At 58.2% G+C, this 20,757-nt stretch carries 21 protein-coding genes and 1 pseudogene; 6 read left to right on the top strand and 16 right to left on the bottom strand.

Annotated features, from left to right (window positions below):
* Positions 1–71: 71 nt before the first annotated feature.
* Genes FIV02_RS01675 through FIV02_RS01665 form a run of 3 tightly spaced genes read left to right on the top strand, consistent with a single transcriptional unit; the run spans position 72 to position 4,965 of the window.
* Entirely contained in the window at positions 72–1,139 is a 1,068-nt protein-coding gene (locus FIV02_RS01675) for an HlyD family secretion protein (RefSeq protein WP_134677844.1), read from the top strand.
* Positions 1,136–3,841 carry a ribosome-associated ATPase/putative transporter RbbA gene (gene rbbA, locus FIV02_RS01670; protein WP_152487613.1) on the top strand — a complete coding sequence of 902 codons (2,706 nt, stop codon included), beginning with the start codon at positions 1,136–1,138 and terminating at the stop codon, positions 3,839–3,841. Before FIV02_RS01675 ends, rbbA begins: the two co-directional genes overlap by 4 nt.
* On the top strand, positions 3,841–4,965 hold the full coding sequence (locus FIV02_RS01665) for an ABC transporter permease (protein ID WP_037056708.1): 1,125 nt from the start codon (positions 3,841–3,843) through the stop codon (positions 4,963–4,965). Before rbbA ends, FIV02_RS01665 begins: the two co-directional genes overlap by 1 nt.
* 89 nt (positions 4,966–5,054) lie before the next feature.
* Here the strand turns inward: FIV02_RS01665 and FIV02_RS01660 are convergent, their stop codons facing one another.
* Entirely contained in the window at positions 5,055–5,459 is a 405-nt protein-coding gene (locus FIV02_RS01660; RefSeq protein ID WP_047588861.1) for a flagellar basal body-associated protein FliL, read from the bottom strand.
* 155 nt (positions 5,460–5,614) lie between these two features.
* Between FIV02_RS01660 and FIV02_RS01655 the strand changes: the two genes are divergently transcribed.
* Entirely contained in the window at positions 5,615–6,595 is a 981-nt protein-coding gene (locus tag FIV02_RS01655) for an NADPH:quinone oxidoreductase family protein (protein ID WP_037056704.1), read from the top strand.
* A gap of 299 nt (positions 6,596–6,894) precedes the next feature.
* Here the strand turns inward: FIV02_RS01655 and FIV02_RS01650 are convergent, their stop codons facing one another.
* The 10 genes from FIV02_RS01650 to FIV02_RS01605 all read right to left on the bottom strand — a co-directional run bounded on the left by FIV02_RS01650 (position 6,895) and on the right by FIV02_RS01605 (position 14,112).
* On the bottom strand, positions 6,895–7,743 hold the full coding sequence (locus FIV02_RS01650; RefSeq protein WP_256663142.1) for a PoNe immunity protein domain-containing protein: 849 nt from the start codon (positions 7,741–7,743) through the stop codon (positions 6,895–6,897).
* A 138-nt stretch (positions 7,744–7,881) separates the two neighbouring features.
* Positions 7,882–8,298, bottom strand: coding sequence for a hypothetical protein (locus FIV02_RS01645; protein ID WP_256663049.1), 417 nt, complete (start codon positions 8,296–8,298; stop codon positions 7,882–7,884).
* Between the two features lie 258 nt (positions 8,299–8,556).
* On the bottom strand, positions 8,557–9,303 hold the full coding sequence (locus FIV02_RS01640) for a hypothetical protein (RefSeq protein ID WP_152487611.1): 747 nt from the start codon (positions 9,301–9,303) through the stop codon (positions 8,557–8,559).
* Positions 9,304–9,601: 298 nt separating this feature from the next.
* Complete coding sequence (locus FIV02_RS01635; protein ID WP_152487610.1) at positions 9,602–10,156, bottom strand: hypothetical protein; 555 nt, start codon at positions 10,154–10,156, stop codon at positions 9,602–9,604.
* Between the two features lie 167 nt (positions 10,157–10,323).
* Entirely contained in the window at positions 10,324–10,644 is a 321-nt protein-coding gene (locus tag FIV02_RS01630; protein ID WP_152487609.1) for a hypothetical protein, read from the bottom strand.
* 370 nt (positions 10,645–11,014) lie between these two features.
* Positions 11,015–11,392, bottom strand: coding sequence for a hypothetical protein (locus FIV02_RS01625; protein WP_152487608.1), 378 nt, complete (start codon positions 11,390–11,392; stop codon positions 11,015–11,017).
* 57 nt (positions 11,393–11,449) lie between these two features.
* Complete coding sequence (locus tag FIV02_RS01620) at positions 11,450–12,151, bottom strand: transposase (protein WP_152487607.1); 702 nt, start codon at positions 12,149–12,151, stop codon at positions 11,450–11,452.
* A 149-nt stretch (positions 12,152–12,300) separates the two neighbouring features.
* On the bottom strand, positions 12,301–12,582 hold the full coding sequence (locus FIV02_RS01615; protein ID WP_152487606.1) for a hypothetical protein: 282 nt from the start codon (positions 12,580–12,582) through the stop codon (positions 12,301–12,303).
* Between the two features lie 154 nt (positions 12,583–12,736).
* Positions 12,737–13,552 (bottom strand): Imm49 family immunity protein, encoded by an 816-nt coding sequence (locus FIV02_RS01610; RefSeq protein WP_152487605.1) that lies wholly within the window; start codon positions 13,550–13,552, stop codon positions 12,737–12,739.
* 203 nt (positions 13,553–13,755) lie between these two features.
* On the bottom strand, positions 13,756–14,112 hold the full coding sequence (locus FIV02_RS01605) for a hypothetical protein (protein WP_256663048.1): 357 nt from the start codon (positions 14,110–14,112) through the stop codon (positions 13,756–13,758).
* A 96-nt stretch (positions 14,113–14,208) separates the two neighbouring features.
* On the opposite strand from FIV02_RS01605, the pseudogene FIV02_RS01600 reads away from it, so the two are divergent.
* A pseudogene (locus FIV02_RS01600) lies at positions 14,209–14,394 on the top strand (zinc-binding dehydrogenase); the annotation flags it as partial.
* 47 nt (positions 14,395–14,441) lie between these two features.
* On the opposite strand, the gene FIV02_RS01595 reads toward FIV02_RS01600, so the two are convergent.
* The 5 genes from FIV02_RS01595 to FIV02_RS01575 form a co-directional block, all read right to left on the bottom strand.
* On the bottom strand, positions 14,442–15,410 hold the full coding sequence (locus tag FIV02_RS01595; RefSeq protein ID WP_047588856.1) for a CDP-6-deoxy-delta-3,4-glucoseen reductase: 969 nt from the start codon (positions 15,408–15,410) through the stop codon (positions 14,442–14,444).
* A complete protein-coding gene (gene ubiD, locus FIV02_RS01590) occupies positions 15,410–16,876 on the bottom strand; it encodes a 4-hydroxy-3-polyprenylbenzoate decarboxylase (protein WP_152487604.1) in 1,467 nt (488 codons plus the stop codon). Before ubiD ends, FIV02_RS01595 begins: the two co-directional genes overlap by 1 nt.
* A gap of 132 nt (positions 16,877–17,008) precedes the next feature.
* A complete protein-coding gene (gene rho, locus FIV02_RS01585) occupies positions 17,009–18,268 on the bottom strand; it encodes a transcription termination factor Rho (protein WP_037052884.1) in 1,260 nt (419 codons plus the stop codon).
* Positions 18,269–18,533: 265 nt separating this feature from the next.
* Entirely contained in the window at positions 18,534–18,860 is a 327-nt protein-coding gene (gene trxA, locus FIV02_RS01580; RefSeq protein ID WP_047588854.1) for a thioredoxin TrxA, read from the bottom strand.
* A gap of 109 nt (positions 18,861–18,969) precedes the next feature.
* Entirely contained in the window at positions 18,970–19,674 is a 705-nt protein-coding gene (locus FIV02_RS01575) for a FadR/GntR family transcriptional regulator (protein WP_152487603.1), read from the bottom strand.
* Between the two features lie 287 nt (positions 19,675–19,961).
* On the opposite strand from FIV02_RS01575, the gene FIV02_RS01570 reads away from it, so the two are divergent.
* Positions 19,962–20,747, top strand: a complete 786-nt coding sequence (locus FIV02_RS01570) for a transporter substrate-binding domain-containing protein (protein ID WP_152487602.1) — start codon at positions 19,962–19,964, stop codon at positions 20,745–20,747.
* Positions 20,748–20,757 lie beyond the last annotated feature (10 nt).

Below are 20,757 nucleotides of genomic sequence, written 5' to 3'. Positions count from 1 at the left end.
CAGGCTGAGCGCAGACAATGAAAGTCTGCTAATCATGGTCCCGAGCAAGGGCCCGCAGAAAGGACGCTGAGATGAACAACGCGCGACGTCGCCTCCCCTATTTGATCGTTTTCGGCCTGGCCGCAGTGGCCGCCATCGCCTGGTGGCAACTGCGCCCGAGCGGCCTGCCGGAGGGCTTTGCCAGCGGCAACGGGCGCATCGAGGCCACCGAGGTGGACGTGGCAACCAAACTGGCCGGACGCATCGCCAGTATCGATGTCGACGAAGGCGACTTCGTTGAGCCCGGGCAGGTCCTGGCGCGCATGGACACCCAGGTCCTCGAGGCCCAGCTGGCCCAGGCCCGTGCGCAGTTGCGCCAGGCGGAGAACGGCCAGGTGACGGCTGCCAGCCAGATCAGCCTGCGGGAAAGCGAGAAGCGCACCGCCGAGGCGGTGGTGCGCCAGCGCCAGGCCGAGCTGGATGCCGCACGCAAGCGTCACGCACGCAGCGCCACGCTGGTCAAGCGCAATGCCCTGGCCCAGCAGCAGCTGGACGATGACCTGGCGCGCCTGCAGAGCGCCGAAGCCGCCCTGGCCGCAGCCCGCGCCCAGGTCAGCTCGGCAGAAGCCGGCATCGCCGCCGCCCAGTCGCAGGCCATCGAGGCGCAATCGGCCACCGAAGCCGCCCAGGCCAGCGTCGAACGCCTGCAGGTGGACATCGACGACAGTCAGCTCAAGGCGCCGCGCGCCGGCCGCGTCCAGTACCGTGTGACCCAGCCGGGAGAAGTGCTCGGCGCGGGCGGCAAGCTGCTCAACCTGGTGGACCTCACCGACGTCTACATGACCTTCTTCCTGCCCGAACGCCAGGCCGGTCGCGTCGCCCTCGGCAGTGAGGTGCGCCTGGTGATCGATGCCGCACCGCAGTACGTGATCCCGGCCAAGGTCAGCTATGTCGCCAGCGTCGCCCAGTTCACGCCGAAGACCGTGGAAACCGCCAGCGAACGCGAGAAGCTGATGTTCCGGGTCAAGGCCCGTATCGACCCCGAGCTGCTGAGCAAGCACCTGCAGCAGGTGAAGACCGGCGTCCCCGGCATGGCCTACCTGCGCCTCGACCCCGAGGCCGAATGGCCTGAGCACCTGGCGATCAAGGTTCCGCAATGAACGCGCCGGTCGCGCGCCTGGCTGGCGTCGGCCTGCGCTACGGCGAAACCCACGCCCTGCAGCAGATCGACCTGAGCCTGCCGGCACAGCGCATGGTCGGCCTGATCGGCCCGGACGGCGTCGGCAAGTCCAGCCTGCTGGCGCTGATCGCCGGTGCCCGCAAGCTCCAGGACGGCCAGGTCGAGGTCCTCGGCGGCGACATGGCCGAGGCTCGGCATCGGCGCAACGTCTGCCCGCACATCGCCTACATGCCGCAGGGCCTGGGCAAGAACCTCTATCCCACCCTGTCGGTGTTCGAGAACCTCGATTTCTTCGGCCGCCTGTTCGGCCAGGACGCCGCCGAACGCGAACAGCGCATCGACGACCTGCTGCGCAGCACCGGCATGGCCGCGTTCCGCGAACGCCCGGCCGGCAAGCTGTCCGGCGGCATGAAGCAGAAGCTCGGGCTGTGCTGCGCGCTGATCCATGATCCCGACCTGCTGATCCTCGACGAGCCGACCACCGGCGTCGATCCCCTGTCACGCAACCAGTTCTGGGAGCTGATCGAGCGCATCCGCACGCAGCGCCCGCAGATGAGCGTGCTGGTGGCCACCGCCTACATGGAAGAAGCCGAGCGCTTCGACCACCTGGTGGCGATGGACGACGGCCGCGTGCTGGCCGAAGGCAGCCCCGCCGAACTGCGCGAACGCACCGCCTGCGCCAGCCTGGAGCAGGCCTTCATCGCCCTGCTCCCGGAAGAGCGGCGGCGCGGCCACCAGCAGGTGCTTATCCCCCCGCTGCAGGGCAGCAGCGAGATCGCCATCGAGGCCAAGGGCCTGACCATGCGCTTCGGCGACTTCGTTGCCGTCGACCAGGTGTCGTTCCGCATTCGCCGTGGCGAGATCTTCGGCTTCCTCGGCTCCAACGGCTGCGGCAAGAGCACCACCATGAAGATGCTCACCGGCCTGCTGCCGGCCAGCGAGGGCGAGGCACTGCTGTTCGGCCAGGCGGTCGACCCGCGTGACATGGCCACGCGCAAGCGGGTCGGCTACATGTCCCAGGCGTTCTCCCTGTATGGCGAGCTGACAGTGCGGCAGAACCTGGTGCTGCACGCCCAGCTGTTCCACGTACCCAGCGACGAGATCGGCCCACGGGTGGCGCAGATGGCCGAGCGCTTCGACCTCGGCGAGGTCATGGACATGCTCCCCGAGCGCCTGCCGCTGGGCATCCGCCAGCGCCTCTCGCTGGCCGTCGCGGTGATCCACAAGCCGGAGATCCTGATCCTCGATGAACCGACCTCGGGCGTCGACCCGGTCGCCCGCGACGGCTTCTGGCAACTGATGCTCGACCTGTCGCGCCAGGACGGCGTGACCATCTTCATCTCCACCCACTTCATGAACGAGGCGCAGCGCTGCGACCGCATCTCGCTGATGCACGCCGGCAAGGTGCTCGACAGCGACACGCCGCAGGGGCTGATGGACAAGCGCGGGCTGGACAGCCTCGAAGCCACCTTCATCGCCTACCTGCAGGAAGCCGTCGGCGAGCAGCCACTCAGCGAGGCACCACCGTTGCAACAGAAGCCCGCGCCGCAGCGCCAGCGCTTCAGCCTGCGCCGCCTGTTCAGCTATGCCCGGCGCGAGGCGCTGGAGCTGCGCCGCGACCCGATCCGGGGCGGCATGGCGCTGCTGGGCACCGTGCTGCTGCTGTTCATCATCGGCTACGGCATCAGCCTCGACGTGGAAGACCTGTCCTTCGCCGTGCTCGACCGCGACCAGACCACCACCAGCCAGGAGTATCACCTCAACCTCTCCGGCTCGCGCTACTTCCTGGAGAAGGCGCCCCTGCGCGACTACGACGAACTGGAGCGACGCCTGCGCGACGGCGATATCAGCCTGGCGGTGGAGATACCGCAGAACTTCGGCCGCGACCTCAAGCGCGGCGCCAGCCCACAGATCGGCATGTGGATCGACGGCGCCATGCCGACCCGCGCCGAAACCATCAAGGGCTACGTCACCGGCCTGCACCAGCATTACCTGGCCGAGCTGGCCCGGCACTCACCTCAGCCACAAGCCAGCAGCGCCGCCGAACTGGAAGTGCGCTACCGCTACAACCCGGACGTGGAAAGCCTCAAGGCCATGGTGCCGGCGGTGATCCCGCTGCTGCTGATGCTGATCCCGGCGATGCTCACGGCACTCGGCGTGGTGCGCGAGAAGGAGCTGGGCTCGATCATCAACCTCTACGTCACCCCGGTCACGCGCCTGGAGTTCCTGCTCGGCAAGCAGTTGCCCTACATCGCCCTGGGGCTGTTCAACTTCATCCTGCTGGTGCTGCTGGCGATCACCGTGTTCGACGTGCCGCTCAAGGGCAACCCGCTGACCCTGCTGGCCGGCGCCCTGCTCTACCTGGCCTGCGCCACCGGCCTCGGCCTGCTCATGTCGACCTTCACCAAGAGCCAGATCGCCGCCGTGTTCGGCACCGCCATCGCCACTCTGCTGCCCGCCATCCAGTTCTCCGGGCTGATCTACCCGGTGGCTTCGCTGGAGGGCTTCGGCGCGCTGGTCGGCCAGCTCTACCCGACATCGCAGTTCCTGGTGATCAGCCGTGGCCTGTTCTCCAAGGCGCTGGAGCTGCGCGACCTGGCCGGCTATTTCCTCGCCCTGGCACTGACCGTGCCGCTGTTGACCCTGCTCAGCGCCAGCCTGCTGCGCAAACAGGAGGTCTGATGGAACGCCTGGCCAATATCCTGCACCTCGGCATCAAGGAACTGCGCAGCCTGCAGCACGACCTGGCGCTGGTGATCCTGATCCTCTGGGCCTTCAGCATGGGCGTCTATTCGGCCGCCACCAGCCTGCCGGAAAGCCTGCACAACGCCGCCATCGCCGTGGTCGACGAGGACCAGTCGCAACTCTCCGAAAGGCTGATCCAGGCCTTCCAGCAGCCCTACTTCCGCACGCCGGAGCGCATCGACCTGAGCCAGATGGATCGCGGCATGGACTCCGGCCGCTACACCTTCACCCTGAATATTCCGCCGAACTTCCAGCGTGACGTACTGGCCGGCCGCAGCCCGGCGATCCAGCTCAACGTCGATGCCACCCAGGTGAGCATGGCCTTCACCGGCGCCGGCTACATCCAGAACATCGGCACCAGCGAAGTCGCCGAGTTCGTCCGCCGCTACCGGGGCGACCTGCAGCAGCCCGCCGATCTGGTATTGCGCGTGCAGTTCAACCCGAACCTGACCCGCGCCTGGTTCGGCTCGGTGATGGAGGTGATCAACCAGATCACCATGCTCTCGATCATTCTCACCGGCGCCGCCCTGATCCGCGAACGCGAGCACGGCACCGTCGAACACCTGCTGGTGATGCCGGTGACGCCGCTGGAAATCATGCTGGCCAAGGTCTGGTCGATGGGCCTGGTAGTGCTGACGGCAGCGGCGCTGTCGCTGCTGCTGGTGGTACAGGGCTGGTTGCAGGTGCCGATCGAAGGCTCCATCGCGTTGTTCCTGCTGGGCGCGGCCCTGCACCTGTTCGCCACCACCTCGATGGGCATCTTCTTCGGCACCGTGGCACGCTCGATGCCACAGCTGGGCCTGCTGATCATCCTGGTGCTGCTGCCGCTGCAGATTCTCTCCGGCGGCACCACACCGCGCGAGAGCATGCCCGAGCTGGTACAGCAGATCATGCTGGCGGCACCGACCACCCACTTCGTCGCCCTGGCCCAGGCCATCCTCTATCGCGGCGCGGGGCTGGCCATCGTCTGGCCGAACCTGCTGGCCATCGTCGGCATCGGCACGCTGTTCTTCCTCGCCGCGCTGAGCCGCTTTCGCAAGACCCTGGCGCAGATGGCGTAGCCCGGATGCAATCCGGGGATGTCGCATGAGGGGCCGCCGGATTGCATCCGGGCTAGGCCGCTGAAACCAAACGCGCCAGGGATTCGCCGCTACTGAATGATCAGATTGTTGAACAGCAGGTCCTCGACCACGGGCTTGCCTTCTTCCGCGTTGATCGCGTCCTGCACCTGCTTGAGCGCCTGCTGGCGCAGGTTCTCGCGGCCATCGGGAGCATTGATGGTCTCGCTGGTCTGAGCCGAGAACAGCAGCACCAGCTGATGACGGATCAGCGGCTCGTGGTGCTTGACCTGCTCCTCGGCCTCGGTGCCGGTCACGCGCAAGGCGACGTCCGCCTTGAAGAACTTCAGGCGGTTGCCCTGGTCGGCCAGGTTGCCGATCAGGGCAGGCGTCAGGCTGTGGTAGATCGTCGTCGGCACCTCTTCCTTCTTCTCCGAAGACGCCAGGGCAGGCAGGCAGATCGACAGGCTCAGCAACAGGGCGGTCAACAGTTTCACGTTCGGCACTCCATCGGGGATGTGCCTAGCATAGCCATCCACACGCCAGCACCCAAGCCCGGCGCTTATGCCGGGCTATCAGGCGCGGGCATGCTCGTTGACCCATGGCAGGCGCTTCCTACACTGCATGGCACCCTGCAAGAGGAACGCATCTGATGAAAGCCCTGCTGTGCAAAGCCTTCGGCCCTGCCGACACCCTGGTACTGGAAGACCTGCCAAGCCCCGAACCGAAAAAGAACGAGGTGCTGATCGAGGTCCAGGCCGCCGGGGTCAACTTCCCCGACACGCTGATCATCGAGGGCAAGTACCAGTTCAAGCCGCCTTTCCCCTTCGCGCCAGGCGGCGAAGTGGCCGGTGTGGTCAAGGCAGTAGGCGAGAAGGTCAGCCACCTGCGCAGCGGTGACCGGGTAATGGCCCTGACCGGCTGGGGCGGCTTCGCCGAAGAGGTCGCCGTGCCGGCCTACAATGTGCTGCCGGTGCCGAAGAGCATGGACCTGACCACCGCAGCGGCCTTCGGCATGACCTACGGCACCTCGATGCACGCCCTCAAGCAGCGCGCCAACCTGCAAGCCGGGGAAACCCTGCTGGTGCTTGGCGCCTCCGGCGGCGTCGGCCTGGCAGCAGTGGAAATCGGCAAGGCCATGGGTGCGAAAGTGATCGCCGCTGCGAGCAGCGCCGAAAAACTGGAAGTGGCGCGCAAGGCCGGCGCCGACGAACTGATCAACTACAGCGAGCAGAGCCTGAAGGACGAGGTGAAGAAACTCACCGGCGGCCAGGGCGTGGATGTGATCTACGACCCGGTGGGCGGCACGCTGTTCGAGGAAGCCTTCCGCAGCATCGCCTGGAACGGCCGCTTCCTGGTGGTGGGCTTCGCCGCTGGCGGCGGCATCCCGGCCCTCCCGGCCAACCTGCCGCTGCTCAAGGGTGCCGCCCTGGTCGGCGTGTTCTGGGGCTCATTCGCCCAGCGCCAACCGCAGGACAACGCCGACAACTTCCAGCAACTGTTCGCCTGGCACGCCGAGGGCAAACTCAAACCACTGGTATCGCAGACCTTCCCGCTGGCGCGCGGTGGCGAAGCGATCGATGCGCTCGGCCAGCGTAAGGCGGTGGGCAAGGTGGTGGTGGAGGTACGGTAGGAGGCGTCGCGCGCACCGAAGCTATCCGCTCTGATGGGGCTGCCCTCCGGGGGCCCTTACCAACGCCGCAAGGGGTTTCAGGCTCTGCTGGATACATCTGGGCGACTGGCGCGACTCGGTCCCAGCCAAAGGAAACTGGCTCGACCGGGGCAGCCCATCAGATTTGGCACAGGAGAAACTCTGCCGTTAAAAGCAGAGCGGGTTGCTTTGAGTCTTGAGGCCTCGCCGGCTAATGAATGTCCCCTTTTTCATTTTAATGAACAGAAGGAAACGGGCTATCAGCAGATAGGTTTCAGTATTTATTTTCGAAGTATTCTAGACAACCAGCCCTTCTTCTTTTCCTTACGTTCGGGATGAGTAGTTGGTCCATCAGGACGAAGCAGGTCTCCGGGATAGTTCTCATGCCCTAAGCAGAGGCTATCATCCAGCCCAAACGACTTGACCGCCGCCACCGCCTCGATACACCAACGTCCAAAGTAGCTCCCTTTTTCTAAAGGATGCTTCTCCGGATCGCCGTAGGTATACCACCACAGCTCATCCTTACCCTTGCGTTTCAACTCCACGTACCAATGATCGACGAAGTCACGCAATAATGTGGCCTGCTGTTCTTTCGGCGCATTCACGGCCTTGAGCAAACGGGCATAGGGTTTTGGATGCAGAAGCTCCGTACCAATTCGCCTATCGGACTGTCGACTGGCAATTACCCTATCTAGTAATAGGTCCTCTCCCTCACCGCCAATCAACATCAACAGGCGCTGCCATTGCTCATCAACAATATCAAGTGCAAGTGCAAGCCCAACCAGCCAGAAGCACCAATTATAGTGATTAAGAACCGACAAGCTGAACGCCCAAGAACGGCAGACATTCAAATCGTGCTTGGCACATATCTCAACAGAAAGACTATCAGAGAGCTCCCACATATCGAGCAACATAGAGAACGAATCTTTTAACGAGGATATTTCATCCCCCCTGGAATATTTTTGGAGAATTAGCCTGACAACATCCATCGAAATATCGAATGTAAATTGAGGCTTATACTCAGGATTCTTAGAAGGGACAGAAAGTAATTTCGAACATCTTCCCAACCAAACATAATCCTTTTCAATCCGCTCATCCCAGTAGTCAAGTTCACCTAAAGCATCACGCATCACGGGGCAGCTCCAACTACATTAGTTCCAGGACGTAGAATGTTCGAAAAGGGGTGATTTTATTTATGGCGCAGCGCCGTCAGCCTAAAAATAAATCTGTCCCCTTTTCCCGCCCCTTTTCCCAACCAGAACAACAGATTATCTCGATTCAGCGCGGTCATGAGGCTGAATTTCATTGATAAGACTCATAATAAGCTGGCGATCAGAGTCGCTTTTAGCAGTCTTACTAAGAACAGGAATCAAGTAATACAACAGCAAGCTTGCATCAGAAGCACTCATTGGCAAGCGCTCATTAACACAACCCAGAAAAGTCCTTATGGACATAAATGAGGCAAACGCCTCATATCCTCTTGCGCCAGAGAAAGGCAATTTCCTGAAGTAGTACTGAGCCAGTCGCTTCTGATCGGATCGTTTCCAGGAACGATGGGGGATCAATAGCAGAGCCTCACCATAGCCTATTGACTCTACTGGATATTTGGTCATCAACCACTCAGCAGCCTGCTCAGAACCCATTTCTGCAAGCTGCGCACATAGCAGTTTCTGTCTTTCATTCATAACCTGGCCTACCTCAAGTAAAAAGGGGACAGATTTATTTATGACGCAGCACCGTCAGCCTAAAAATTAATCTGTCCTCTTTTCCCCCATAATATGGGTAGTTCGGCAATACAATTCGTCCCATCCTTGGCATAACGATCTCCTTCCATTGAGACCTTCGACTTAACCAATCAGGCGAAAAATAAATCTGCCCCCTTTCTCTGCTGCCTCCTTTTCCTGAGTATGACAACACCGGCGCAAGGCCGGTGTTGATGATATTCAAATCGAAGGTTCGTGATTGGTTAGGAAAAAACCTTCTCGAAACAAACTCTTAAGCTCAGCGCGGCGCTTTGAAAATAACGAGAAATCATCCACCACATCTTGAATGCTATTTGTAACTCTCACCAAGTAGCCATTACCTAATCTCTCAATAGGAAAGCCTGATGCTGCGATTTGATCAGCATCGACCTCTTGGGCAAACTCGTCTCCATAAAACATCGCCCAGCCAACATTTGGCACATCGGGCTTCAAGGCCGCATTAAATGACCCTATTTGAAAACTGTTATTTCTTTCATGGGGGCCAAGCTCAGGTTCACTGAAGAGATGAAGCATTCCAAGCTGAGGAGGAAATATTTCGCACCACGTCCTGAAGAGCGAATACCAGTCGATCTTTTCACTGCAAGCAGCATTTAGGGAAATTGATCCCGGAACGGTTTGCCCGCGAATATTTCGAGATGTATGAACAACACTTCCTGAGGATTTAATCGCCTTCTTTCTTCTCCATGCAAAGTCTTGGCGGAAGTCCGACAAAGCGCCGTTGACACGAATGACAGCCTTAGATGCCCAAACACCTTCACACGCAGATTTTCCTACAAAAGGCTCCGTGAACTTATCTTCATTATGCGAGACCTTCTCCGGAATCAGTAAACCACCGTTCAGGCTCAACGAATCAATGAGCCTTTCGCCAATGTCCCAATCAATCGTTTCAGCCTTTGTTCTAATTGCAACCTGTATATATGATTTCATAAGCCATCAAAACTTCGTCAAATCGCCCGTAGCGGGGTTATACCTGTAAATATCACCACCAGTACTTCTCACCTGACGAATGAGCCTCCCTGAGATACTGCTCGTCTGGAAAAAGGGGACATGAAAAAAGGGGACAGATTTATTTATGACGCAACACCGTCAACCTAAAAATAAATCTGTCCACTTTTTCCGAGTGCCCCATCGAAATGATGACGGCGATGATGGCTAAACATCATGAGAACTCATCCCTAACTCAATGATAGGGTGTTGCACTCAGCCTCTGAAACCACCTAGCTAATCATTTACTATGTTTTCTTGCTATCAAGATCGCTCGATCAACCATGTCGACAGTGATATACGGTACAAATCCGAGCCTATCTCCCTCATCAAAGCTCTTTTTATAACCTTCTAAACGTCCAACATCCCCAGCTATCGCCAGCGCTGCCAAATGACGGAGAGGCATTGCGCCTTTAGCATCCTTAGGCAAGTTTCTATATGCAGTTAATCCAGCCTCAAGGCTTTGAGCATTTGCCCAAGTAACCGCCCTCTCCGCAAGTCTCAGGATGTCAGCATCCAAGAGCTCGGGTAGCTTTTCGGGAAGCTCATTGCTGACGATCACAGGATCGTACTTTACGCCTTCGCTAAAAATGAATGAAACCACCTCAAAAAATTCTTTTGAGGATACAGATGGCATGAAGGTTACTCTAAAGTGATCCGAGCGCCTCCCAATTGTCGGGAATATCCGAACCACTTTATCGTTAACAGCCAGAGTGCAAGAACGATCCTCTACTTCATCAATCCCGCAACTCCAACCATTCTTTTCAAGGATGGAAATAGCTTCCGCCTCGGTCATTTCTTCGCCCCTGGAAAGTGCAGTTCTTCAATCGGAATACCGTTTCGAAAAAAGGGGACAGATTTATTTATGACGCAGCACCGTCAGCCTAAAAATAAATCTGTCCCCTTTTCCGTTATCCCACCACTTTGCATAGGCAGCAGAATCATCGACTGCTTTTGTACCAACTAACCCACTTTAAACGGATCAAACAATATATTTTCCCCTAAAGACCTCGCCTTAAGCATTAGATCCACCATCAATTCAACTTCTTCGGAGATTAGTGAATTTATGCTTGCAACAGAAAATAGCTCACCTACAAGCGAATCAATCTGCGCCCCAGAAAACATATCGTAATCATCGAAGCTTAAGCTGGAAAGAATTGGATATTGCTCGACATTCAGGCGAAAGAAAAAATTTGCCACATCCAAAGGAATCTCAATTTTATCAAGACAACCGTCTCGCCCGATGGATGCTAAATCTTTATCCCATATCATCAAATAATACATGTCTAGAAAGTCTTTCCAGGAAATGTGTTTACCAAATTACCCTTTGAATCGGTAATCACCGTCATGAAATTAGTAGACTGCCCCCAGCTTTGGCATCAATTCCAACAGGTCGCCCCATATCAACTGTTCGAATAAAATTACCAGACGTTGGTGATTGGTACGCAGGCGTCTTGACAACCTGTGGACTCTGCAGAACAACCTTCAATTCATCCTTCTTTTTAAAGAAAAAAGGGGACAGATTTATTTATGACGCAGCACCGTCAGCCTAAAAATAAATCTGTCCCCTTTTCCCTGTATGGATACTTTGTGGGGATTCCTCAGGGTCTGCCCCCTATTACTCACCCTTCTCCTTGCCCTTTTCCTCTTGCAGCTATTCAGGAAACTTTATAAAGCGCTTCGTGAGAAATGGCTTATATGACTCAGGAGATGCTGAAACTAAACCCCTAACGTCATCTCCTAAAGCCGAGCGCACATCCACAATAGATTCTACAAAATAGTATAAAACTTCTGACCTCAAAGAGAGAAAAGAGGAGTGAACCTTTAGAAAATCCTCAAGAAAATGCAAATCTCTATTCCTGGCAAGCCCTCTTCCTATTTCTTCAAATGCAGATATATAGAAGCCATCCTCAATGACGCCACCCACACCATCAAGACAATTCAAAAAACCATCAATTTCTTCTGAAGAAACAATAGACAAACCCATCAACCAGTCAATGAACCCTTTGAAAAAATCAACGTCCGATAGCATCATCAAGATCCTTCACCAATTCTTTAGCAAACTCAAAAAAGAAAAAAGGGGACAGATTTATTTTTCGGGCTGTCGCTTAGGTCTGCCCTGACCTCGTAGCTCAACCCGCTGCCCTTGGATTCTTTCTATCTCATCCACGAAACGAGCACTCCCGGTTAGCTGCCCCCTCTGTAGTGCTGCACGAATCAGATCAATCTCGCTCGATGGTACGGCTTGACGCATGAACTCCATGTACCGGATACGACGCTTTTCAGACGTGTTGCCGAGAGCAATGAAGCAGGGGTCTATATCTAACCAATCGCTGTCCGCCTGATCCGTTACCCGCATCCGATGGCTCGACCAGGGATAATCAACCGCTTCGGCAACCATGTGGGCTCGAACCGGGTTCAGTTCGATATAGCGACAGCAGGCAAGCAAGTAGGCGTCTGACTCGACGACGCTGGACTTGTAGCGACTCTCCCAGAGAGTGCCGGTGCGCCCCTCCAGACGATTTCGATAGCGCGTAGCTCGCGCCGCCAGCGCCTTCATCAACTGCCCCAGCCCGGCAACAGCTTCACCGGGCGCCAGCAGCAGGTGGACATGATTGGTCATCAGGCAATAGGCGTAAACCTTGACCCCGAAGACGTCTTTCAGCTCACGCAGATCAGAAATGTAACGCCGATAGTCTTGTTCAGCAGCAAACACCACCTGCCGGTTATGCCCTCGCTGCACCACATGATGTGGGTAGTTCGGCAATACTATTCGCCCCATCCTTGGCATAACGATCTCCTTCCATTAAGACCTGCAGCTTAGTCGATCTGGTGAAAAATAAATCTGTCCCCTTTTCCGGTCCCCTTTTCCCGATTAACATTCTTTATTGAACCCGCAGTTTGATCGGCTACACCTGTCGTTTTTGGACCGAATATTAATTACGGAAGGATATTTTTTCTCTCCAGCTCCGAAAATATGTAGAGAACACCCTCTCTAATGCTATCTGCATCCTTCCTCAACACGACATCCTTAGCTGGCATATTCAAAGCAAACGTATATATATTCCTATCTCGCTCGCCATCGACCTTCAGTAGAAAGAACCCTTTGTTTTTCATTGCCACTAGCTCCAGAGCCTGAAAAAAATCCTCCAAACCAAGAGCATCTACACTTGAGAATCCAAATCGCTCAGCGTACTTCCCTGCAAAGACTTCAGCAGACATCAATCCAGCCCTCTTAATGCTTTGGAAATATCTTGAACGCTATTTAATTTTCCGAGGAAAAAGGGGAGGAAAAAGGGGACAGATTTATTTATGACGCAGCACCGACAGTCTAAAAATAAACCTGTCCCCTTCTCCTCGCCCCCCTTTTCCGCACCTATCCTTTCGAGAGCAAGTGTTTAATCTTAGAAAACAAACCCTGCGGCGGTGGCGGACTCCACCCTGGCCGCAGAAAGTCGTACTCCACATCGTAAAAGTCCAGTGGTTCAATAGGAAGTAGATCCATGGGTATCAATGGATTTTCAATTTGAACTTCGATCCCTCGGCACCAGCAAAGCTTGGCATGAATCATGGCGAAACCTGCCAAGAACTGGCCTTCCAGTTCGTGTACCGACTTGATCTTGGCCTGGTTCTCTATCAGAGCTTGTAAGCCTTCTTTGTCTTGTTTGAGCAGTAAAGAAAAGAAGTCTTGCCCGGCCTGCGCTAGCGCTTTGTTACGGTTGCCGCCGTTTCTGGCCACAAGGGCTATGGTTTCGCGCAGAGCCTCATCGTCGCGGCGCAGTGCCAATTGGAATTGGTAGAACGTAAAATGTGGCGTCTTCAACTGGTCTTTGTGCTTGAGTTCGGCATGGGCCAACCAATTGTAGATTTCTGGGCTATCGCTAAGCAGGCCGTATAAAAATGGTTCATAACCAGCAAAGGCATCACCGCTAGATTCAACCTCCTGCTGGGCAGCCATCAAGAGCTTGCAATAAACATAGAAATTCTGCTTCATACGACGCAAGTCGTTATCGATGAAATAACACTTCAGACCACGATCTTCCGAAAGTGAAGTCATATGCCGAAGAGCCGACCCTCTTTTGAGCTTGTGGTAATCCCTCACGTATTCAACAACCCATTCTGCAGTGAGTTCTTCCCACACTGCAGCCGCACGAATCAGCCGTTCCTCACGTGTTTCCTTATTTTCCTTCATGGTTTAACCTTCACAATGACCATGCCATTACTATTCACACCTGAAACAACGGTAGTGTGAAAAAAGGAAAAAGGAAAAAGGAAAAAGGAAAAAGGAAAAAGGAAAAAGGAAAAAGGAAAAAGGGTACAGATTTATTTATGACGCAGCACCGTCATCCTAAAAATAAATCTGCCCCCTTTCCCTTAGCATTAATCAGAAAATCTTTACTCTTCATCCCAAAAATCTCCGGGAGGCGCATACTCCCCTTCTCGCAAGACAGCGCACCAACCGTAACTTTTATAAAACATTTCAAGGTCAATAATCTTGTATACGCCTTCACCAACTTTCCGCAACGTAATCAACCCGTTAGCAAAGTGCGTATATCGACCGCCCGCCCCTGCAATAGCTCTTAACTCAAGCTCTCTACGATCCCAGGCTGACACCAGTCCCGATGACTCAGGAACAGTATCCGAAAACGAAATCTCAAAGTCTGTTGAAATTTTGCAAAAGCAGGGGATTCGCTCCTGCATGAGTAATTCATCCGTGATCATATTGTTAGGAAAATCAATATTCAATTTCACTTAAATACACTCCAAGGAACGACAACCTCACCAGTGTAAAAGTGACAGATTTATTTATTGCCTCACAATATCAGCCGAAAATAAATCTGTTCCTTTTTCTCCCAGCGCCAACCGCAGGATAACGCCGACAACTTCCAGCAACTGTTCGCCTGCCACACCGAAGGCAAACTCAAACTATTGGTATCACAGACCTTCCCGCTAGCGCAGGGTGGCGAAGCGATCGATGCGCTCGGCCAGCGTAAAGCCGTGGGCAAGGTGATGGTCGAAGTGCGGCAGGGGTGAACTATGCCACCCCCTGAAAAAGTCGCCCTATTGGCGGCTTTTTCAGTTCAGCCACGCGGTGCGTAGGCGAACACATCGGCGCGCATCTGGTGCGCGTCCATCCCGGCGTCGACCAGCGCATCGAGCGTGGCGTAGACCATGGCCGGGGAGCCGCTGGCGTAGACGTGCAGCGCCTTGAGGTCGGAGAAGTCTTCGCGCACCGCTTCGTGCAACAGACCACAACGACCCTGCCAGCCACATTGGTCGCTGACCACCTGATGCAGGTGCAGATTGGCCAGTTGCTGCCACTCGGCCCAATGCGGAAGTTGATAGAAGTCGTCGGGACGACGTGCGCCCCAGTACAGGTGCACCGGGTGGGCGAAGCCGCTGGCGCGGCAGTGTTCGATCAGGCTGTGCATCTGGCCCATGCCGGTGCCGGCGGCGATCAGCACCAGCGGTCCTGCCGGCAGTTCGGCCAGGTGGGTATCGCCATAGGGCATCTGCACGCGGGCGAAGCCGTGTTCGCGCAGGTGCTCGAGCAGCAGCCGGGTGCTGTCTTCACGCGCCAGGATGTGCAGTTCCAGTTCGCGACCGGAATGCGGTGCCGACGCCAGGGAGAAAGCGGCCATCTCGCCGTCCGGGCGCTGCAGCAGCAGGTATTGCCCGGCGTGATAGCGCGGCACCTTGCCGGCGGGCGTGCGCAGGCGCACGCGATAGACGTCGCCGCCCACGTCGAGGCACTCGATCATCTGGCAATTCAGCTCACGCACCGGCAGCTCGCCCGGCGCCAGCACGCCATCCCAGTGCAGCACGCAATCTTCCAGCGGCTCGGCCAGGCAGGTGAACAGCTCGCCATGGTCCAGCTCGACACCGGACTGCAGCACCCGCCCTTCGACCAGCAGCGCCGCACAGATATGGCAGTTGCCGTTGCGGCAGCTTTGCGGGCACTCGTAGCCCAGGCGCCGGGCGCCGTCGAGGATGCGCTCGCCCGGCTGCAGGGCCAGGGTGACGCCGGAAGGTTGCAGGGTCACATTCATCAATCGATTCCCAGCTCGCTCCACAACGCATCGACCCGCGCCACTACCGCAGGGTCCTTCTCGATGGCACGACCCCATTCGCGCGTGGTCTCGCCCGGCCACTTGTGGGTGGCGTCCAGGCCCATCTTCGAGCCCAGGCCGGAGATCGGCGAGGCGAAGTCGAGATAGTCGATCGGCGTGTTGTCGATCATCACCGTGTCGCGCTTGGGGTCCATGCGCGTGGTAATCGCCCAGATCACGTCGTTCCAGTCCCGTGCGTTGATGTCGTCGTCGGTGACGATAACGAACTTGGTGTACATGAACTGTCGCAGGAACGACCACACACCAAGCATTACGCGCTTGGCGTGGCCGGGGTACTGCTTCTTCATGGTCACCACCGCCATGCGGTAGGAACAGCCTTCGGGCGGCAGGTAGAAGTCGGTGATCTCCGGGAACTGCTTCTGCAGGATCGGTACGAATACCTCGTTCAGCGCCACGCCGAGAATCGCCGGCTCATCGGGCGGGCGGCCGGTGTAGGTGCTGTGGTAGATCGGCTCGCGGCGGCGGGTGATGCGTTCGACGGTGAACACCGGGAAGGTGTCGACCTCGTTGTAGTAGCCGGTGTGATCGCCGTAGGGCCCCTCCGGTGCGGTTTCGCCCGGATGGATCACGCCCTCCAGCACGATCTCGGCACTGGCCGGCACCTGCAGCTCGCTGCCGACGGCCTTGATCAGCTCGGTGCGATGGCCCCGCAGCAGCCCGGCGAAGGCGTACTCGGAAAGGGTATCGGGCACCGGGGTGACCGCGCCGAGGATGGTCGCCGGGTCAGCACCCAGCGCCACGCAGACCGGGTACGGTTTGTCCGGATGCTTCTGGCACCATTCGCGGTAGTCCAGCGCACCGCCACGGTGGCTGAGCCAGCGCATGATCACCTTGTTGCGGCCGATCACCTGCTGGCGGTAGATGCCGAGGTTCTGCCGCTCCTTGTTCGGGCCCTTGGTGATGGTCAGGCCCCAGGTGATCAGCGGCGCCACGTCGCCCGGCCAGCAGTGCTGGATCGGCAGCTTGCCCAGATCGACGTCGTCACCCTCCTCGATCACCTCATGACAGGGTCCGTCCTTGACCACCTTGGGCGCCATGGAGATGACCTTCTTGAAGATCGGCAGCTTGCTCCAGGCATCCTTGAGGCCTTTCGGCGGCTCGGGCTCCTTGAGGAAGGCCAGCAGCTTGCCGATCTCGCGCAGCTCGGACACATCCTCGGCGCCCATGCCCAGCGCCACGCGCTTGGGCGTGCCGAACAGGTTGCCGAGCACCGGCACGTCGAAGCCTGTGGGCTTTTCGAACAGCAGCGCCGGCCCACCCTTGCGCAGGGTGCGGTCGCAGATTTCGGTCATTTCCAGAACGGGGGATACCGGGGTCTGGATGCGCTTGAGTTCGCCGCGCTTTTCCAGTTCACGGATGAAGTCGCGCAGGTCGCGATACTGCATGCAGGAGCCTCGTGTCGGGCTGGCTTGGGTCAGCCGTAAAGTTTAGCGCCGAAGTCGGGCTTTCAGAAGGCTTGAAAGCCTCCAGATACGACAAGGCCGGGTTTCCCCGGCCTCGTGGCACAGCGCAAGGTCTTACTTGCGCTTCATCGACAGGAAGAACTCGTCGTTGGTCTTCGTCGCTTTCAGCTTGTCGATGAGGAACTCGATGGCGGCGATCTCGTCCATCGGGTGCAGCAGCTTGCGCAGAATCCACATGCGCGACAGCTCTTCCTCGCCGGTCAGCAACTCTTCACGACGGGTGCCCGACTTGTTGATGTTGATCGCCGGGAAGGTGCGCTTCTCGGCCACGCGACGGTCGAGGATCAGCTCCATGTTGCCGGTGCCCTTGAATTCCTCGTAGATCACTTCGTCCATCTTCGAGCCGGTCTCGATCAGCGCGGTGGCGAGGATGGTCAGCGAGCCGCCTTCCTCGATGTTGCGCGCGGCACCGAAGAAGCGCTTCGGCTTCTCCAGGGCATGGGCGTCGACACCACCGGTCAGCACCTTGCCGGAGCTCGGGATCACGGTGTTGTAGGCACGAGCCAGACGGGTGATGGAGTCGAGCAGGATGACCACATCCTTCTTGTGCTCGACCAGGCGCTTGGCCTTCTCGATGACCATCTCGGCAACCTGCACGTGGCGGGTCGGCGGCTCGTCGAAGGTGGAGGCGACCACTTCGCCGCGCACGGTGCGCTGCATCTCGGTCACTTCTTCCGGACGCTCGTCGATCAGCAGGACGATCAGGTGCACTTCCGGGTTGTTGCGCGTGATGTTCGACGCGATGTTCTGCAGCATGATGGTCTTGCCCGCTTTCGGCGGGGCGACGATCAGGCCACGCTGGCCCTTGCCGATCGGCGCGCAGAGGTCGATCACACGGCCGGTGATGTCCTCGGTGGAGCCGTTGCCGGCTTCCATGGTCAGGCGCTTGTTGGGGAAAAGCGGCGTCAGGTTCTCGAAGAGAATCTTGCTCTTGGCGTTCTCCGGGCGGTCGAAGTTGATGCTGTCGACCTTGAGCAGGGCGAAGTAACGCTCGCCTTCTTTCGGCGGACGGATCTTGCCGACGATGGTGTCACCGGTACGCAGGTTGAAGCGGCGGATCTGGCTGGGCGAGACGTAGATGTCGTCCGGGCCGGCCAGGTAGGAGGAGTCCGCGCTGCGCAGGAAGCCGAAACCGTCCTGGAGGATCTCCAGCACGCCGTCACCGGAAATTTCCTCGCCGCTTTTGGCATGCTTCTTCAGCAGGGCGAAGATGATGTCCTGTTTGCGCGAACGGGCCATGTTTTCCAGGCCCATCTGTTCGGCCATGTCCAGCAGTTCGGCAATCGGCTTTTGCTTGAGTTCGGTCAGATTCATAGGAATGACGTGATCATCGAGAGGAGAAGAAAGCTGTTAGCTTGAGAGGCCGCGCCGCAGAGAAGGCGACAGGATCGCGAACGAGTTCGTATAGGAATGAATCGGCGACGGCGTGCAGAGGGCTGCATAGAAAATGCAGCGAGGCCGAATTTAACACCACGAAAATACAGCGTCTACCCCAAAAAATGAAAAACCCCGCAAAAAGCGGGGTCTTCATCAGGCAGCGTGGGGTGGATGACGCTGATCTCATCCACCACCCTGCGACTCAGATGTTGCTGTCGAGGAACGCAGCCAGTTGCGACTTGGACAGGGCGCCGACCTTGGTCGCCTCGACGTTGCCGTTCTTGAACAGCATCAGGGTCGGGATACCGCGCACGCCGTACTTCGGCGGGGTTTCCTGGTTCTCGTCGATGTTGAGTTTGCACACCTTGAGTTTGCCCTGGTATTCCTTGGCGATCTCGTCCAGCACCGGTGCAATCATCTTGCACGGGCCGCACCACTCAGCCCAGTAGTCGACCAGAACCGGACCCTCAGCCTGGATGACGTCCTGGTCGAAGCTGGAGTCGCTGACGTTGGTGATGAATTCGCTCATGAGAGTCTCCGTATATTCGGAAGCAAAAAGTGGCGACATCATAGCCCGGCTTGAGTGTCACCGAAAGGCGCTGGCGATTGAGCCTTTCAATACCCCCGTGGGGTAAGCCTCAATCACCCAGGGTGGTGAAGGCGATGCCGGTGCGCAGCGCTGCGGCGCGAATGTGCTGCTGCATGGCCTTCTGCGCCGGCCCCGCAGCATGCCGGGCCAGGGCCTTGAGGATCTTGCGGTGTTCCTGCCAGGTTTCCATGGCCCGCTCGGGACGGATAAACGGCAGTTTCTGGCTTTCCAGGAAGATGTCCGCGCTGGAGGTCACCAGGGCGAACATCGCCTGGTTGCCACTGGCGGCGAGAATGCGTCGGTGGAACTCGAAATCCAGCCGCGTCGCCTGCTCGAAATCCCCAGCGCGCAACGCCTGGCGCATCTGCTCGACGTTGTCTTCGAGGACGTCCAATTCCTCGGCGGTCATCACGCCGGCCGCCAGCCCGCAAGCGAAACCCTCCAGGGCGAAGCGCAGCTGGAAGGTGTCGGCCGCCGACACCTGCGCGGCAAAGGGCCAGACGAAACCGCCCGCAGCCTCGACCTTCGGCGCCTCCTGGACGAACACGCCCTTGCCGGCCTGCACGCTGACCAGCCCCAGGGCGCTGAGCGACGACAGGGCCTCGCGCAACGAGGCGCGGCTGACGCCGAGGCGCTCGGCCAGGTCGCGCTGCGACGGCAATGCATCGCCGGGGCGATAGCCCTCCTCCTCGATCAGGCGACGAATCGCCTGCAGAGCGTACTCGGGTACCGCGCAAGGAGCAGAAGCATTCATGGCTGTTCGGGCCGGTCAGTCCAGTGGAGCCGCCTTTGTAAGGCCAGAGACCCACTTCAGGCAAGCGACGCCCCCTTGTGGAACAGGCCTGCGAAGGAACGCACCGAGATGGCACAGGATTGCATCTGACCAATCGGTCAATTACCGCAACTGTTCAGACCAGTAAGACCTTATCAACACTCGCCTGAGGCGATGCAAGCCGCTATTTCATTGATTCTGGCACAACCGATGCACTGCACGATCCCGTGCAAAACCCATCCGTTTTCATCCTTTCACTGGAGCACGACATGCGCAGAATCCATCGCAACCTGCTGGCCACCCTGTTCGCCGCCCTGACCCTCGGCGCCACCAGCGCCAACGCCGACGCACTCCAGGACATCGGCGCCGCCGGCACACTGAAAGTCGCAGTGCCGCAGGACTTCCCGCCATTCGGCTCGGTCGGCCCGGACCTGCAGCCGCGCGGCCTGGACATCGACACCGCACAGCTGCTGGCCGACAAGCTGGCGGTGAAACTCGAGCTGACCCCGGTCAACAGCACCAACCGCATTCCCTTCCTCACCACCGGCAAGGTCGACCTGGTGATTTCCAGCCTGGGCAAGAACGCCGAGCGCGAGGCCGTGATCGACTTCTCCTCGCCCTACGCACCCTTCTACCTCGGCGTGTTCGGCCCGGAAGACGCCAGCATCGCCAGCCTCGATGACCTCGACGGCAAGACCATCAGCGTCACCCGTGGCTCGATCGAGGACATCGAGCTGAGCAACGTCGCCCCGAAAGGCGCCACCATCAAGCGCTTCGAGGACAACAACTCGACCATCGCCGCCTACCTGTCGGGCCAGGTCGACCTGATCGCCAGTGGCAACGTGGTGATGGTGGCCATCTCCGAGAAGAACCCCAAGCGCGTGCCGAGCATGAAGCTCAAGCTCAAGGACTCGCCGGTGTACGTCGGGGTGAACAAGAACCAGGCCGCGCTGCTGGACAAGGTCAACGCCATCATCGCCGCCGCCAAGGCCGACGGCAGCCTCGACGCGATCAGCCAGAAGTGGCTGAAGCAACCGCTGCCGGCTGACCTCTGAGCCGCGCGGG

The organism is Pseudomonas sp. THAF187a (assembly GCF_009363395.1).
Classification (GTDB): domain Bacteria; phylum Pseudomonadota; class Gammaproteobacteria; order Pseudomonadales; family Pseudomonadaceae; genus Aquipseudomonas; species Aquipseudomonas khazarica.
This window is presented reverse-complemented; position numbering and strand designations above follow the sequence as displayed.